The 15111-nt window shown below is 68.0% G+C and carries 12 protein-coding genes and 1 pseudogene; 8 read left to right on the forward strand and 5 right to left on the reverse strand.

Annotation, left to right across the window (positions count from 1 at the left end):
* Positions 1 to 29 precede the first annotated feature (29 nt).
* Positions 30 to 1178, forward strand: coding sequence for an XdhC family protein (locus Sri02f_RS36110; RefSeq protein WP_109005534.1), 1149 nt, complete (start codon positions 30 to 32; stop codon positions 1176 to 1178).
* A gap of 53 nt (positions 1179 to 1231) precedes the next feature.
* Here Sri02f_RS36110 and Sri02f_RS36115 read toward each other — a convergent pair whose 3' ends face one another.
* Positions 1232 to 2101: a helix-turn-helix domain-containing protein gene (locus Sri02f_RS36115; RefSeq protein WP_109005535.1), complete on the reverse strand. Its 870-nt coding sequence runs from the start codon at positions 2099 to 2101 to the stop codon at positions 1232 to 1234.
* A 1092-nt stretch (positions 2102 to 3193) separates the two neighbouring features.
* On the opposite strand from Sri02f_RS36115, the gene Sri02f_RS36120 reads away from it, so the two are divergent.
* The 5 genes from Sri02f_RS36120 to Sri02f_RS36140 all read left to right on the forward strand — a co-directional run bounded on the left by Sri02f_RS36120 (position 3194) and on the right by Sri02f_RS36140 (position 7512).
* A complete protein-coding gene (locus Sri02f_RS36120; RefSeq protein ID WP_109005536.1) occupies positions 3194 to 3958 on the forward strand; it encodes an SDR family NAD(P)-dependent oxidoreductase in 765 nt (254 codons plus the stop codon).
* A gap of 23 nt (positions 3959 to 3981) precedes the next feature.
* Entirely contained in the window at positions 3982 to 4962 is a 981-nt protein-coding gene (locus Sri02f_RS36125; RefSeq protein WP_109005537.1) for an aldo/keto reductase, read from the forward strand.
* A 42-nt stretch (positions 4963 to 5004) separates the two neighbouring features.
* Entirely contained in the window at positions 5005 to 5376 is a 372-nt protein-coding gene (locus Sri02f_RS36130) for a DUF2255 family protein (RefSeq protein ID WP_109005538.1), read from the forward strand.
* Positions 5377 to 5646: 270 nt separating this feature from the next.
* Complete coding sequence (locus tag Sri02f_RS36135) at positions 5647 to 6900, forward strand: MFS transporter (RefSeq protein ID WP_109005539.1); 1254 nt, start codon at positions 5647 to 5649, stop codon at positions 6898 to 6900.
* 198 nt (positions 6901 to 7098) lie between these two features.
* On the forward strand, positions 7099 to 7512 hold the full coding sequence (locus Sri02f_RS36140; RefSeq protein WP_109005540.1) for a (R)-mandelonitrile lyase: 414 nt from the start codon (positions 7099 to 7101) through the stop codon (positions 7510 to 7512).
* A 553-nt stretch (positions 7513 to 8065) separates the two neighbouring features.
* Here Sri02f_RS36140 and Sri02f_RS36145 read toward each other — a convergent pair.
* From Sri02f_RS36145 to Sri02f_RS36155, 3 genes and pseudogenes are all read right to left on the reverse strand, one after another.
* Positions 8066 to 9130: a zinc-binding dehydrogenase gene (locus Sri02f_RS36145; protein WP_109005541.1), complete on the reverse strand. Its 1065-nt coding sequence runs from the start codon at positions 9128 to 9130 to the stop codon at positions 8066 to 8068.
* A 235-nt stretch (positions 9131 to 9365) separates the two neighbouring features.
* Positions 9366 to 10476 (reverse strand): annotated as a pseudogene (locus tag Sri02f_RS36150) (NADH:flavin oxidoreductase/NADH oxidase).
* Between the two features lie 254 nt (positions 10477 to 10730).
* Positions 10731 to 11600 (reverse strand): helix-turn-helix domain-containing protein, encoded by an 870-nt coding sequence (locus Sri02f_RS36155; RefSeq protein ID WP_109005542.1) that lies wholly within the window; start codon positions 11598 to 11600, stop codon positions 10731 to 10733.
* Positions 11601 to 11867: 267 nt separating this feature from the next.
* Between Sri02f_RS36155 and Sri02f_RS36160 the strand changes: the two genes are divergently transcribed.
* Together Sri02f_RS36160 and Sri02f_RS36165 are read left to right on the forward strand one after the other, a co-directional pair.
* Positions 11868 to 12713 carry an SDR family oxidoreductase gene (locus Sri02f_RS36160; protein WP_109005543.1) on the forward strand — a complete coding sequence of 282 codons (846 nt, stop codon included), beginning with the start codon at positions 11868 to 11870 and terminating at the stop codon, positions 12711 to 12713.
* 76 nt (positions 12714 to 12789) lie between these two features.
* Positions 12790 to 13236: a nitroreductase family deazaflavin-dependent oxidoreductase gene (locus tag Sri02f_RS36165; protein WP_109005544.1), complete on the forward strand. Its 447-nt coding sequence runs from the start codon at positions 12790 to 12792 to the stop codon at positions 13234 to 13236.
* Positions 13237 to 13882: 646 nt separating this feature from the next.
* Here the strand turns inward: Sri02f_RS36165 and Sri02f_RS36170 are convergent.
* Positions 13883 to 14896, reverse strand: coding sequence for a hydroxymethylglutaryl-CoA lyase (locus Sri02f_RS36170; RefSeq protein ID WP_109005545.1), 1014 nt, complete (start codon positions 14894 to 14896; stop codon positions 13883 to 13885).
* Positions 14897 to 15111: the final 215 nt, after the last annotated feature.

The following is a 15111-nucleotide window of genomic DNA, read 5'->3' on the forward strand; positions in this document are numbered from 1 at the left end:
CCCACGTCGTCCCACCCGGAGACCCGCCCATGCTGAACATCGCGGACACGCTGTACGACTGGTGCCGCGAAGCCCGCCCCTTCGCCCTCGCCACCGTCATTCAGGTCACCGGCAGCGCACCCCTGCCGCCCGGCACCGCGCTCGCCGTGAACGCCGACGGCACGGCGGTCGGCAGCATCTCCGGCGGCTGCGTGGAAGGAGCCGTCTACGAACTGTGCAGACAAGTACTGGCTGACGGTGGCACCCCCGCCCGGGCCCGGTTCGGCTACTCCGACGACGACGCCTTCGCCGTCGGCCTGACCTGCGGCGGCGAGATCGACGTCCTCGTACAGCTCGTGGACCCCGTCACCGAGCCCCACCTCACCACAGCCCTCGAAGCCGTCGCCCAAGGCCGGCCCACCGCCCTCGCCCAGATCATCGACGGCCCCGAAGGACTCCTCGGCCGCACCCTCTCCCTCCTCGGCGACGGCAGCGCGTACGAGGGAACCCTGGGCGGCGCCCGAGAAGACCGCGCGGTAGCGGCCCAGGCCCGCGCGCTGTTGCGGGCGGGGCGAACCGCCCGCACCGAGGTCGGCGGCGAAGCCGACACCTGCCCCGAGAAGCTTTCCGTCCTCGTCCACACGCACGCGCCCCGCCCCCGCATGCTCATCTTCGGCGCCGTCGACTTCGCGGATGCGCTGAGCGAGGTCGGACGCTTCCTCGGCTACCACGTCACCGTCTGCGACGCCCGTCCGGTCTTCGCGACCCCAGCCCGGTTCCCGCACGCCGACGAGGTCGTCGTCGACTGGCCGCACCGCTACCTGGAGCGCACGGAAGTGGATTCCCGCACCGCGGTCTGCGTGCTCACCCACGACGCCAAGTTCGACATCCCCCTGCTCCGTCTCGCCCTCGACCTCCCCGTCGGCTACATCGGCGCCATGGGCTCCCGCCGCACCCACGATCACCGCCTGAAGGCGCTGCGGGAAGCCGGCGTATCCGAGGGCCGGCTCGCGCACCTGCACTCCCCGATCGGGCTTGACCTCGGTGCCCACACCCCCGAGGAAACAGCCATCTCCATCACAGCCGAGATCATCGCCCACATCCACCACGGCACCGGCCTGCCCCTGACCCGCGGCACCGGCCCTATTCACCGGACCGTGCCTGACGCTCTTTCATCGGCCACACGCACAGCCGCATGACGAGCGACCTGCCCGCGGCACGGCACAGGAAATGCGTACCGCACAGAAGGAGGTCAGCCGGCGGCGTCAGCCCTCGGCTGACGGCCGGCAGTCCAGCCGGCGAGGAAACGCAGCCTCTCCTCGGAGGGACTGCCGGGCTCCGCGGTCCAGGTGACGAGATGCTGGTCGGGATCGGTGGGGCAGACGAGAGTCTGCCAGTCGAGGGTGAGGTCGCCCACGACGGGATGGCGCAACGACTTCGTCCCCATGGAGTGGTGGGCCACGTGGTGGGCGGCCCACCACTCCCGGAACTGAGGATCCTTTTCGGACAGCTCCTCGACGAGTGCAGTCATGCTGGGATCGTCCGGGTTAACCGCTGCTTCCATCCTCAAGAATGCCACGGCGGTACGTGCTACGGTTTCCCAGTCCACATACAATTCCCTCATTGCGGGATCAGTGAAGACTAGCCGCACAGAATTTCTCTGCTCTTCCGGAATCTGAGAGAAATCCGCGAACAAGGCGGCGGCAAGGTGATTCCAGGCGAGGATGTCCATGCAGCGGCCGAGGACGAAAGCCGGGGTGTCGGCGAGATTGTCGAGGAGCCGCCGCGTCGGCGGCCGGACCATCTGCGCCGGGTGCCGATGTGACCGCCGCGCGTTTTCCTTCCCTGCCAGTTCGAACATGTAGTCACACTGGTCGTCGTCCAAACGCAATACCCGTGCGAGGACGCTCAGGACCGGACTCGAGGCTTCGATGCGCCCCTGCTCCAGGCGGGTGTAGTACACCGTACTGATCGCAGCCAGCTGCGCCACCTCCTCCCGGCGCAGGCCCGGGACCCGCCGCATGGCCCCGCTCTCGGGCAGACCCATGGCACGCGGGCTCAGCTCGGCGCGCCGGGCCTTGAGGAATCCACCCAGCTCACTGAGGTGTGCGTCCCTGCTCATACTGGACACGCTACTGCGGAAGCCGCTCCGGCACAGCTCAGCTGGGGGGTAGAGATCTGTACCCGGAACATGCATTCCCGGTAAGAAGCAGATCGTCCACTTCATCTCCACAATCGGCGCCCAGTTTTCTCACAGCGATAAACCGAGAACCTCCTTTGACCAGCTCGGCCAGGGCGCCAACGGTTCCGTGGCCCACTTCTGAGGGGAGGGCACCTCCGGGTCGACCCGGTGCCGGTAAAGCAGATCGACGTGGCCGGTGCCGCGCCGATGGAGGGAGCCCTCAAACGCCGCCCGGGCGGTCGCCAGGCTGCTGTCGCGGCACGCCCTCGCGCTCCCGTGTGCGCGACGAAACCGAACTTCGTCGCGACCACGGCCCGGTCATGCCGGTCCATGAGGGCCCGCCCGACCAACTCCTCATTGAGGCAGGCCCATAGACCTGCGCTGAGGGCCAATACGGGAGACCTCCAGATACCCCAGCACAACGTTCTTCATGAATTCCCTTTCGTTCTTCTGAGGTGTGAACTTACGCATTCCCCTGTGACCTTCATGCGGGCCGCGACGAAATTCCCGACACGACCAATCACATATGGCCACTCGTTCTCACATCCGCACATTCCGCATTCCCGCAGTAGGGCGGCGGGCGTACGGGCAGAAAATCTATCCCCTACCCCCTGAGCCGATGCTGATTCATGTGAAGTCGACTACAGTTTGTGCACCAGCCAGCAGGTGCGGAAAATCACAGCCGCTCAATCGAGATTCGCAGCCGCGCTCACGACGGCCAGGCGTTCCTCCTCCAGCAACTCGTTGGGGGGCAGAGTTTTATACCCGGAACGATTCCTCCCATGGTCGCGTCGGGGAATCGATGGCACGGTCGTAACCGTGCCATCGACAGATCGGGCAGACGGTCGACGAATGAGCACGCTCGACGCAAACACGTCGGAAACCTGGACGAGACGACCCGGCGCTGGTTTCCCCTCGGCGCGCCTCGACTGCCGCGCCCAGAGGTCCACGCAACGCGGCGGCCGAAGCCGCTGATGTGGCGTCCCGCCGTCTGCCCCTACGCCGTACGTCAAGAGGAATGGACAAAACCCCATGGCAGCGAAATTGACCGGCACCGTCGCCCTCGTCACCGGCGCGAGCAGCGGTATCGGCGAGGCCACCGCCCTCCAACTCGCCGAGAACGGTGCCTCTGTGGCCCTCGTGGCCCGCCGGAAGGACCGTCTGGACGACCTCGCCGCCAAGATCGAGAAGGCCGGCGGCACCGCCCTCGTGGTGGAGGTCGACATCACCGACCGCACACAGGCCGAGGCCGCCGTCGAGCAGGCTGTCGAGCACTTCGGTCGGCTTGACACTCTGGTCAACAACGCCGGGCTGATGCTGCTGGGCCCCGTCGTCGGCGCGGACGCCGAGGAGTGGGAGCGCATGATCGCCATCAATGTCCAGGGCCTGCTCCACACCACCCGCGCCGCCCTGCCGCACCTGCTGAAGGCCGCTGAGGACGGTCCGCGCCAGGTCGCCGACATCGTCAACATCAGCTCCGTCGCCGGCCGCGTCGCCACGAAGGGCTTCGGCGTCTACAACCTCACCAAGTTCGGTGTGAACGGCTTCACCGAATCCCTGCGCCAGGAAGTCACCCAGCGGCACGTGCGGGTGAGTGTCGTCGAGCCGGGCGCAGTCGACACGGAGCTCGGTTCGCACAACAACGAGACCGTGCACAAGGAGATCCTCGAGCCGTTCAACGAGCAGCACGAGCGACTCGACCCGGCTGACATCGCCGACGGCATCACCTACATCGTGACCCGCCCCCGTCACGCCTCGATCGCCGAACTATGGATCATGCCCACCGACCAGGCCTGACAGCCGCCACGAAAGGGATCCTGATGAAGCACGTATCACTGGGTGGGCTCGATGTCTCCCGCATCGGCCTGGGAGCCATGACCATGGCCGGCGTCTACACCACCGGCGGGGGACTCGACGACGCCGAGTCGATCCGCACCATCCACCGGGCCCTGGACCTCGGCGTCACCCACATCGACACCGCCGAGATCTACGGCCCCTTCCACAGCGAGGAACTCGTCGGCAAGGCCATCAAGGGCCGGCGCGACGACGTCGTCGTGGCGACGAAGTTCGGTCTCGTCTCCCACGCCGGCGACGGACCCGGCATCATCGACAGCAGCCCCGGCAACGTGAAGGCCGCCGTCGAAGGCTCGCTCCTGCGGCTCGGCACCGACCACATCGACCTCTACTACCAGCACCGCGTCGACCCCAACACCCCCATCGAGGAAACCGTCGGCGCGCTGGCCGAACTGGTCGCCGAAGGCAAGGTCCGCCACATCGGACTCTCCGAAGCCGGCCCCGACACGATCCGCCGCGCCCACGCCGTCCACCCGGTGTCCGCGCTGCAGACCGAATACTCCCTGTGGACCCGCGACGTCGAGGCCGAGATCCTCCCGCTGCTACGCGAGCTCGGTATCGGATTCGTTCCCTACTCGCCGCTCGGGCACGGCCTGCTGACCGGGCAGATCCGCACCGTCGACGACTTCGCCGACGACGACTGGCGCAAGACCAACCCGCGCTTCACCGGCGAGAACTTCCAGCGCAACCTGCGCATCGTCGACGAAGTACAGGCCATCGGCGCCGAGATCGGCGCCACCCCGGCACAGACCGCGCTGGCCTGGCTGCTGACCCGGGGCGACGACATCGCCCCCATCCCCGGAACCCGCCGGGTCGCACGTGTCGAAGAGAACACCGCCGCCGACGGCATCGAACTCAGCGCCGCTCAGCTCGACCGACTGAACACCCTCACACCGGCCGCGGGCGAGCGCCACGACGAGGTGAACATGGCCAGCATCGACCGCTGACCGTCGGCATCGCACGTCCACAACTCCGAGAGAAGAACGATCATGAGCTCCTGGAGCCAGGCAGAGCTCCGTTCGATCGCTGAGAACGCGGATCTCTTCGTTTCCCCGTTCCGCGAAGACGGCACCACCTATGGCACCCCGACCCAGACCTGGGCACTCGTCGTCGACGGCGACGTGTACGTGCGTGCCGCCAACGGACAGCAATCGAAGTGGTATCAGGCGGCCATCAGCCAGCAGGCCGGTCGCGTACGGGTCGCCGGTAAGTTCTACGAGGTCACCTTCGAACCCGCCGACAGCAACGTCGACACCGCTGTCGACGCGGCCTACGAGGAGAAGTACCCGGGCAGCTCAGCTGTGCCGATCATGCAGGGTGCCGGACCGAAGTCGGCGACAGTCCGCATCTCCCCCCGCTGAACTGCGTCCCTGCAACCGGACGCAGGGCGACGCCCACGACGACAAGGCAACAGGCTTCGCCGCGCCCACCCCTGCAAGCCCCCTGCGGGCCCCACCCCGCAGGGGGCGCGCGGGATCCCCCATTCCGATGCCCGACGCCGCGGAACCATCCATGTGGTCGCCTTCTCGTACCACTCGGCATCGAGTTCACCTGCTCTCCACGGCCGATCGCGTCACCGTCAAAGCCGGTTTCCCAACCCACCAACCACTTGCAAGGAGAGAGGCGCACGTATGCCTTCCGCAGCCGGGACCGCCCCCGGCAAGCTGCCCTTCGTCGTCTGGGTACTCGCCGCTTGTACGTTCCTTATGGGGACCACGGAGTTCGTCATTGCCGGCCTGCTGCCGGAGATGGCCGGTGACCTCGGCGTCAGCGTCTCTCACGCCGGCCTGCTGATCACCGCGTTTGCGATCGGCATGATCGTCGGCGGACCGGCCATGGCCCTGGCGACCCTGCGCCTGCCCCAGCGCCGGACTCTGATCCTGGCTCTGGCCGTCTTCGCCCTCGGGCACGTCGTCGCCGCGCTGAGCGGCTCCTTCACGATTCTCCTCATGGCCCGCATCGTCACCGCTCTGGCCACCGGAGCGTTCTGGGCGATCGGTTTCGTCATCGCCACCGCTGCCGCGGGCCCCGGCAACTCCACCAGGGCTGTCGGCGTGATGATAGGCGGCCTGACCCTTGCCAACGTCGTCGGCGTACCGATCGGCTCCTTTGCCGGTCAGTTCACCGGCTGGCGCGGCCCCTTCTGGGCCCTCGCCGTCCTCTCGGCTCTGGCCGCCGCGTTCGTCGGCCGCTTCATCCCCACCGCCGAGCAGCGCGCCGAGGTATCGGTGCGGGCCGAGCTCCGCGCTCTGCGACAGGTCCGGCTGTGGCTGGCGCTCACCGCAGCCGTGCTGATCATGGGTGGTGTCCTGGCGACCTACACCTACATCACCCCGCTGCTGACCGACCGCGCGGGCATTGCGGAGGAGGCCGTGCCGCTGGTCCTGATCGGCTTCGGTGCCGGCGCGCTGGGCGGCACCGCCATCGGCGGACGCATGGGTGATCGCCGCCCTACGGCCACGACCATTACCGCCGCCGCGGCCACCGCCCTGACATTGTTCCTGCTGATCCCACTCTCGAACAGCCCGGTCGCTGCCATCGCCTTGGTGTTCCTTATGGCCCTGACCGGTTTCACGGTCCCCCCAGTCATCACTTCCCTCGCCGTCCGGTTCGCGGGCGACGCTCCCACACTCACGTCGGCGCTGACCACCTCCGCCTACAACACAGGCATCGCCGTCGGGTCGGCCATCGCCGGCCAGGCCATGGACTCCTCGCTGGGCCTGACCGGACCGGCCCTGGTCGGTACCGTCTCCGCCGCCCTGTCCCTGCTGCCGTTCATCGCTCTGGCTCTCAGCGGCGCACCCCGCCAAGCCAGGATCGTGACCCAGCACCCGGGCTCCACCCACGCGCAAGAGGACGCCGCACCGGCACCGTCACAGCACTGACGCACGCGCGCATCCCGCATAGCTCTCGTTGGGAGGCTTCATGAACCGCATCCAGGACCTCCGCGGCTGAGGAGATCCCCAGGCCGTCCTGCGGCTGTGGAGCCCGGAGCCGGCTTCGTCATTGGCGTCGCCCTTCCTGTCGACGGCTACGTCACCCAGTAAGCAAACCGACGCACCAAGAGAGTTCGGAGAGACATCGTGGAATTCATCAAGCAGCAGCCCAGCAGCAAGGCCCCGGCAGACTGGTTCACCGGCGACGTGTGGTGGGACGTCATCGTCGCCGGGCAGCAGCCGTCCCGGATGCGCGCCAACCTGGTCCGCTTCTCCCCAGGCGCTCGCACCAACTGGCACTCCCACGTCCTGGGCCAGACCCTGCACGTCACCTCGGGCATTGCGCTGATCGGCACTCGGGACGACACCATCCTGGAAGCCCACCCGGGCGACACCGTCACCTGCCCGGCCGACGAGGAACACTGGCACGGCGCCGCCCCGGACCGATTCATGGAGCACATCGCCCTGTGGGAAGGCAGGAACGACGGGACCGCCGAGACCACCTGGGCCGAGCCAGTCACCGACGAGCAGTACAACGGCCCCCGCACCCGCAACCAGTAGCCACCGCGCAAGAACTGGAGCAGGTGGTTGTAGTCGATCCGGACGAACCGCGCGGCTGCGCGCCGGCGACAAACGGCCTTGCTGACGAGGTAACTTGGCGCTGTGCATTCGGGGTGGGCGGCGGTGACGCGGCGGATGGCGGCCTGTTCAGCGATGCCGGACAGGCGCACGACCACCTGCCTGGGCAGTGCACCTGACCAGGCGCCGGGCGACTCGGTCAGTGGGGCTCGCCCGGAGGAAGCTGCCGCAGCCTGACCTGCACCGGGGTGCAATCGCGCCGGACGTGAACAGCGGTGCCTGCCTGGACTTGGCGTCGTCCGCGTGGGTGCTCCGCCGCGGAGCGATGACCTCGGCAACGGCCAACTGGACCAAGGGGGCGTTCTTTTCGCCGTCACCCGGTGCCGGGCACCGTCATGTCCGGGCGAGGCGGTTGAGCAGGCGGGCGGGCGTGTCGGCTTCGACGGAGTCCGGGCCACGGTCTCGTCAAGCTTCCGGTCATGGCACTGGACCGCCTCGAGCGCCTTCCCTTTCGACATTCACCGCACAGCCACTGTCAGTCAACGACGACGACCGGCTTGATGACGGTCTGGTCGCGGCTCCGCATGAGCTCGAGGCTCGTCCCGACGTTGTCCCATCCGTGCAGCACGTGGGTCGCAAGGGGCTGGGTGTCGAGCTTGCCGTTCGCGATCAGCAGCAGGAGACGCTCCATGTAGTCCCGGCCCTGGTTGGCCTGGGCTGCGGTGAGGAACTTCTCCATCACACCGTAGTTCCAGACGTTCATCGGGATGGTCACCGTCTCGTCGTCGAAGAAGCCCGAGACCACCGACACGTGACCGCCGAACTTCGTGAGTTTCATGGCCGTGCCGATCTGGTCACTCGCACTGCCGCCGCTGGCGACCAGCACGCTGTCGACCTGAGCGCCACCGGTCAGCGTCATGATCTGCTCGTAGACGTCACCCTTCTTGTAGTCGACGAGGTCGGTCGCCCCGTACTGCGCTGCGAGCGTCATCGTGTTCGGGCGTGAGCCGACGGCGATGATGCGGCCCGCCCCTCGGAGCGCCGCCGCGGCGACTCCCATCAGCCCTACGGGTCCGACGCCCAGGACGACCACGACCTCACCGAACTGGATCTCCATCCGCTCGACGCCGGTGAAGCCGGTGGCGGCCATGTCGTCGACGGACACGGCCTGGACATCGGTGACTGTGTCGGGAATGTGCGCCAGGTTGGAGTCGGCGTCGAAGCACTTGACCAGTTCGGAGAACCACCCCCCGTTGGTCGGGTCGTCGGAGAAGTAGGGGCTCTTGCTCTGATGGAACTTGCCCTCTCCGCGCTGGGCCCGCGGGTGCCGCCAGTCGGCCAGCCCGGCGGGAAGGACGACGCGGTCGCCGGGCGCGAAGTCGGCGACCTGGTCGCCGACGTGTTCGACGACGCCGACGGCCTCGTGGCCGATGACCTTGCCCAGCGCGTTCGGAAGCGAGAGCGAGTCGATGAGGTGCACGTCGGTCGTGCAGGTCGCCACCGCGGTCGGGCGGACCAGGGCGTCATATGGTCCGATCTCCGGGACCGGGACCTCCTGCCAGTCGGCGCGGCCTTTCTCTTGGATGACATAACCCTTCATAGGGCTCTCTCCTTCGTGTCGCCTTATGGATCTTGGGTGCGGTGGTGTCCCCCGCGAAGACCGTGCATGGGTGTGGGCGCGCGGCGCAGTGGCACCCACGCCGCCCCGCAGCCTGCGCGTCTTGGCGGACGCTTGGCCTCCGCAGCACTCCCGCGATGCCTTTCGCACAGCTGCTACGGAAGGAATCCGAGGGTGGGTCGCCCTCGAACGCGTCCGCAGCGCGGGGCCTCCCCCCTCAACGCCTGCTGCGCCGACGGACGGCGTAGCCGTACTGCTCGGGCCAACGGGGCTCGGCGCCGAGTTCGATTGCGGCGTGCTGGGGCCAGTAGGGATTGCGCAGCAGTTCGCGGCCGAGCAGGACGGCGTCGGCCTGTCCGGTGGCGACGATGTCCTCGGCCTGGGCGGGCTCCAGGATCAGGCCGACGGCGCCGGTGGGGATCCCGGTCGCGGTTCGGGCCCGGGCGGCGAAGGGCACCTGATAGCCGCGCCCGACGGGGATTGTCGCGTCGGGGACCATGCCGCCGGTGGACACGTCAAGAAGGTCGACGCCATGGACCAGGAGCTCCTTGGCGAGGCGGACGGTGTCGTCGCCGGTCCAGCCCTCGCGCTCGTCCTCCGGATTCTCGCTCAGCCAGTCCGTGGCCGACGTGCGGAAGAAGACCGGCAGGTCGTCGGGCCACACCTCGCGTACGGCGTCGACCACCTGGAGGGGAAAACGCAGACGGTTCTCGAAGCTGCCGCCGTAGGAGTCGGTGCGGTGGTTGGAGGCCGGAGAGAGAGGAATTGATCAGGAAGCCGTGGGCGCCGTGCAACTCGACCACCTGGAAGCCCGCGGCCAGGGCACGCCTCGCAGAATCGGCGAAGTCGCGCACCAGTTGCTCGATCTCGGCCACGGTCAACTCATGCGGCACCGACCGCCCGGCGAACGGCTCCGGGCTGGGCGCGACCGCCTGCCAGCCGCCCTCCTCCTCGGGTATGTACAGGCCGGTGAGCCAGGGCTTGTCGACAGATGCCTTGCGGCCTGCATGGCCGAGCTGGATGGCCGGGACCGAACCGTGGGAGCGAATGGCTGCGGTGATGCGGGAGAACGCTCGCTGTTGACGGTCGTTCCACAACCCCAGGTCCCAGGGCGTGATGCGCCCGTCGGGCCGTATCCCGGTGGCCTCAGCCATCACCAGCCCGGCGCCGCCGGCGGCCCGGCTGGCCAGGTGGGTCAGGTGGAAGTCGGTCGGCACCCCGGTCTCCGGCCCGCCCGAGGCCGCGGAGTACATGCACATCGGGGACGTCCAGATGCGGTTGGGGATCTCAAGTGACCGCAGGGTCAGGGCGTTGAACAGGGCACTCACGGGTGGTTCCTCATCGACGGGGATGTACTGGTCGGCCCGGGGGGGCGGCAATGACTTGGGTGGTACGGGGTACTGCGCACGCTCCGGCAGCCGGGCGTGGACGAGCCCCCCGGACGTGTCAGTGACACAACGGTGCGCCACGGCAAGCCCTCGCACAGGGCACAGGGCGGTCCAGGTCGTTGTGGATCGCCGATGGTGAGGGGCGAACGCGCCGCATTTCGTCAGCAGCCGCAGGTCGACGCGCACCAATGCGGTCAGGTGGCCGTGTCGGGTGCGGGCTGCTGGTGGTTCGTGGCCCAGGAGGCGAGAATGCGCAGTGCGTCGTGGGAAGGGGTGCCGGGTTCGGCGGTCAGCACGACGAGTTGCTGCTCGGCGTCGATGCTGGCGGTGAGGGTGTCCCAGTCGAGGGTCAGATCGCCTGCCACAGGGTGGTGGAAGGTCTTGGTGCCCATGGTGCGGGCGGCGACGTGGTGGTCGCCCCACCACCGGCGGAAGTGCGGGTCCTGCACCGACAGCTCTCCGACGAGAGCGGCCAGCCGGGGGTCGTCGGGATACTTGGCAGCCTGCATCCGTAGCTGAGCGACGGTGGTGCGGGCGACCTCCTCCCAATGGGCGTACAGCGTCCTCATCGCGGGGTCGTTGAAAAGAATCCGAGTGTGGTTTCTTTTCTTCTCCGGGATTTTCGCGTAATCGGTCATCAGGGCGGCGGCCAGGGAATTCCAGGCGAGAATGTCAGTACGGCGGCCCAAAACGATAGCCGGCGTGTCGATCAAATTGTCCAGCAGACGCTGCAGCGTCGGCTGAACCTTCTGCACGGCACGGCGGCGAGGTCGGCCCTGATCCTTCCCGGCGAGTTCGAAGAGGTAGTCCCGTTGGTCGTCGTCCAGACGGAATACCTGCGACAGAGCGGACAGCACCGGCCCCGATGCCTGGATGCGGCCCTGCTCAAGGCGGGTGTAGTACTCCGTGCTGATGGCTGCGAGCTGAGCGACTTCCTCACGGCGCAGTCCCTTGACCCGCCTCATGCCGCCCGTCTCGGGCAGGCCCACTGCGCGGGGGCTCAGTTCGGCCCGGCGGGTCTTGAGGAACTCGCCCAGCTCGTTGAGATGCGCGTTGCGAGTCATACCGACCAGTGTGACACCTAATGGACCGACAGTGGGGGGTAGGGATTTATACCTGGAACCTTTCATCCGGGTAAGGAATCCTTCTCTGTGGTGGTGCACGTGGAGGTGCGAAACTCGACGGAGTGGCCGGGATAAACCCGCCGGGGCATAGGCAGCCCCGTGCTACGCAGCTGGTCGGCCCCGCCGATGCGCCTGGCCTCGTTGGCAACGCCACGCGTCTCGTCACCGCACCAGTGCCGGATACAGCGCCTGAAAGGAATTCCCCTCATGAGCAAGGTCATTTTCGTCACCGGTGCCGGACGTGGTCTGGGCACGGACATCGCCCGCGAGGCTCTGGCCGCAGGCCACCAGGTCGTCGCCACCGGACGCCGCCCGGAAGAGGTCGAGAAGACCCTCGGCGGGCCGCAGGACAACCTGCTGGTCACCAAGCTGGACGTCACCAGCATCGAGGACGCCGAGGCCGCCGCGCAGGCAGCCGTCGACCGCTTCGGCCGCATCGACGTCCTGATCAACAACGCCGGGAACTTCTTCGCCGGCTACTTCGAGGAGATCCCGCCCGCGCAGATGCGCCAGCAGTTCGAGACCAACCTCTTCGGCCCGATGAACGTCACCCGCGCCGTCCTGCCCGTCTTGCGCAAGCAGCGCGCCGGCCACGTCATCACCCTTTCCTCCCTCGCCGGCATCATCGGCCAGGAGTTCTGCGTCGCCTACGCCGCATCCAAGTTCGGCGTAGAAGGCTGGATGGAGTCCCTGCGTTACGACGTCGAGCCGTACAACATCCACACCACCGTCGTGGAACCCGGCTTCTTCCGCACCGAACTCCTCGTGGACGCCTCCACCACCTGGCCCGAGCCGACCATCGACGACTACGCCGAACGCACCACCGCCACCATCACCGCCTGGAAGAGCATCAACGGCCAGCAGCCCGGCGACCCCGCCAAGCTCGCCCAGGCGCTGCTGGCCATCACCGACCAGGACAAGCCGCTGCAGCGCTTCGTCGCCGGCGCGGACGCCATCGAGGCCGTCGAGGCCAAGGCGAAGGAACTCCTCGCCCAGGCCAACGCCTCCCGCGAACTCGGCGACAACCTCGCCTACGACGACACCCACGCCTGACCACCACAACCCACACCCCCGGCCGAGACAGAACACCGCCACCGGACGCAACCAACGGCAGCACGGAGACAAGAACATGCCACTCAAAGGCGAGTACGAGCCGAGCGCGATGGAGTTTGCACGTGACCAGGTGGAGCTGTACGAGAGCTCCGGCGGTACAGAAGGGACGACGCTGCAGGGCCTGCCCGTTGTCATCCTGACGACTCTGGGCGCCAAGAGCGGCAAGATCCGCAAGTCCCCGGTCATGCGGGTGGAGCACGACGGCTCCTACGCCGCCATCGCCTCCGCGGGAGGAGCCCCCAAGCACCCGGTCTGGTACCTCAACGCCGTGGCCGACCCTCGGGTTGAACTCCAGGACGGCCCGGTGCGCCAGGACATGCTGGCACGCGAGGTGACCGGCGACGAGAAGGCCGTGTGGTGGGCCCGAGCTGTCGAGGCATTCCCGCCGTACGCCGAGTACCAGGAGAAGTCGGACCGCGAGATCCCCGTCCTCGTTCTGGAACCGGCGGCCCAGGAGCACTGACGGGGCGTCGCCGATGGCAGCCCGGACCTCCGCGGCTGCGATCGGCGACGGCCAAGGCATCGATGCCGTCGGCAACCCGGCCTTCGCCGACGCCCACGCCTCAGGACCACGCCGCGCATCTTGGCAGCGGCGGAGGTCCCACCGGATCACCGGCTTCACGCTGGGGCCCGAGACGAGACGGCGGTTCTTGTCGTGGTCGTGAGCGCGGTCTCCCACGCCAGGCGGGGCGGCGTCGAGGTCGGCCGTGTGTGCCGCCGAGACGGGCCACCGCCGATGCGCCGCCGAGCGTTCGTGTCTCGGCCTGCAACGGGAAGCATCACACCGTCACGGTCGACAACGTTTCGACTATGGACCTGGAGCGCTCCGGCTGACTGCCCGGACCTGGTGCCGGCCAGCCGCACAGCATCGCCGCAGTGTCCAACGCTGTCCGCGACGCCGACCGGAATGCCAACATGCACACACCCGACGTCAACCAGGTCGAAGGCATCTGGTCCCTGATTCGACGCTCCATCACGGCCAACGTGGTCTTCACCGACCGCGACGACCTTGTCCGGGCCAAACGTCCCGGCATGCACCGCATCCACGTAGACGGACGACAACACGTCGAAAAGGTCAGTAGCCGTTGGAACAGACAGCAGCCGCTTGACTACGTGCGCACATCGAGGCCATGGCGACTCGTCCGCTGCTCCGCCAGCGCCCGCACCGTACGGGAGGCACTGGGGCGACCGAGCTGCGCGGCCATCCAGGTACTGGTGTCGACGAGCGCCCCGAGGTCGACGCCGGTGTGGATGCCGAGGCCGTTCAGCATCCACACCAGATCCTCTGTGGCCAGGTTACCGGTGGCACTCTTCGCATACGGGCACCCGCCCAGCCCGCCTGCCGAGGCGTCCACCACGGTGATGCCGGCCTGGAGGGCGGCCAGGGTGTTGGACAGCGCCTGTCCGTATGTGTCGTGGAAATGCACGGCCAGCCGGTCCGGGCCGACACCCGCGGTGGCGAGCGCGGCGATCAGCTCGTGTACCTGGCCCGGGGTGGCCACACCGATGGTGTCTCCCAAGCTCAGCTCGTCGCAGCCCAGTTCAGCCAGCCGACAGGCCACCTCGACCACCTGGCCGACCGGCACTCTCCCCTCCCAGGGATCGCCGTAACACATGGACAGGTAGCCGCGTACACGGAGGCCATGGTCCGCGGCCCGCCGCACCACGGGAGCGAACATCTCCAGCGACTCGGCGACCGTCCGGTTCAGGTTGCGGCGGGCGAACGACTCGGTCGCGCTGGCAAAGACGGCCACGTACCGGACTCCGAGGCCAAGGGCCCGGTCCAGCCCGCGCTCGTTGGGGACGAGCACGGGCAGGTCGAGCGGGTGCAGTGCGGGCTCGGCGGCCAGGGCGGCCACGAGGTCGGCCGCGTCGGCGAGCTGCGGCACCCATGCCGGCGGCACGAAGCTCGTCACCTCGATCGTTGTCAGGCCGACGGCGGCCAGGCGCCGGATGAACTCGGCCTTGACCTCCACCGGCACGATCGCGGACTCGTTCTGCAGGCCGTCCCGGGGCCCTACCTCATGGATGCGCACGGACGAGGGCAGCCCGGGATGCGGGGTCACGCTCGGCAGCAGGTGTGCGGCTTCGGCACGTCCGCTTGTTTGTATGGGTGGCGTCATGCCGCAGTCTCCTCAGTCACGGATGTGCGCGCTCCCGCTGCGATATGCCGCAAGCACCTCGGCACCAACCCTTGGGCCCTGTGGGCGGCGTGCACCGTAGCCAGACGGCGGGAGAACCTCGCAAGTTAGTTAACGTTAACTCACTCCAATAGGTTAATGTGCGTTAACCGCGACGTCCAGGGACTGCGGGCTCAGCCGGGTGTCACCGGTTCCGT

Origin of the sequence: Streptomyces rishiriensis, assembly GCF_003112535.1 — a bacterium.
Lineage (GTDB): Bacteria > Actinomycetota > Actinomycetes > Streptomycetales > Streptomycetaceae > Streptomyces > Streptomyces rishiriensis.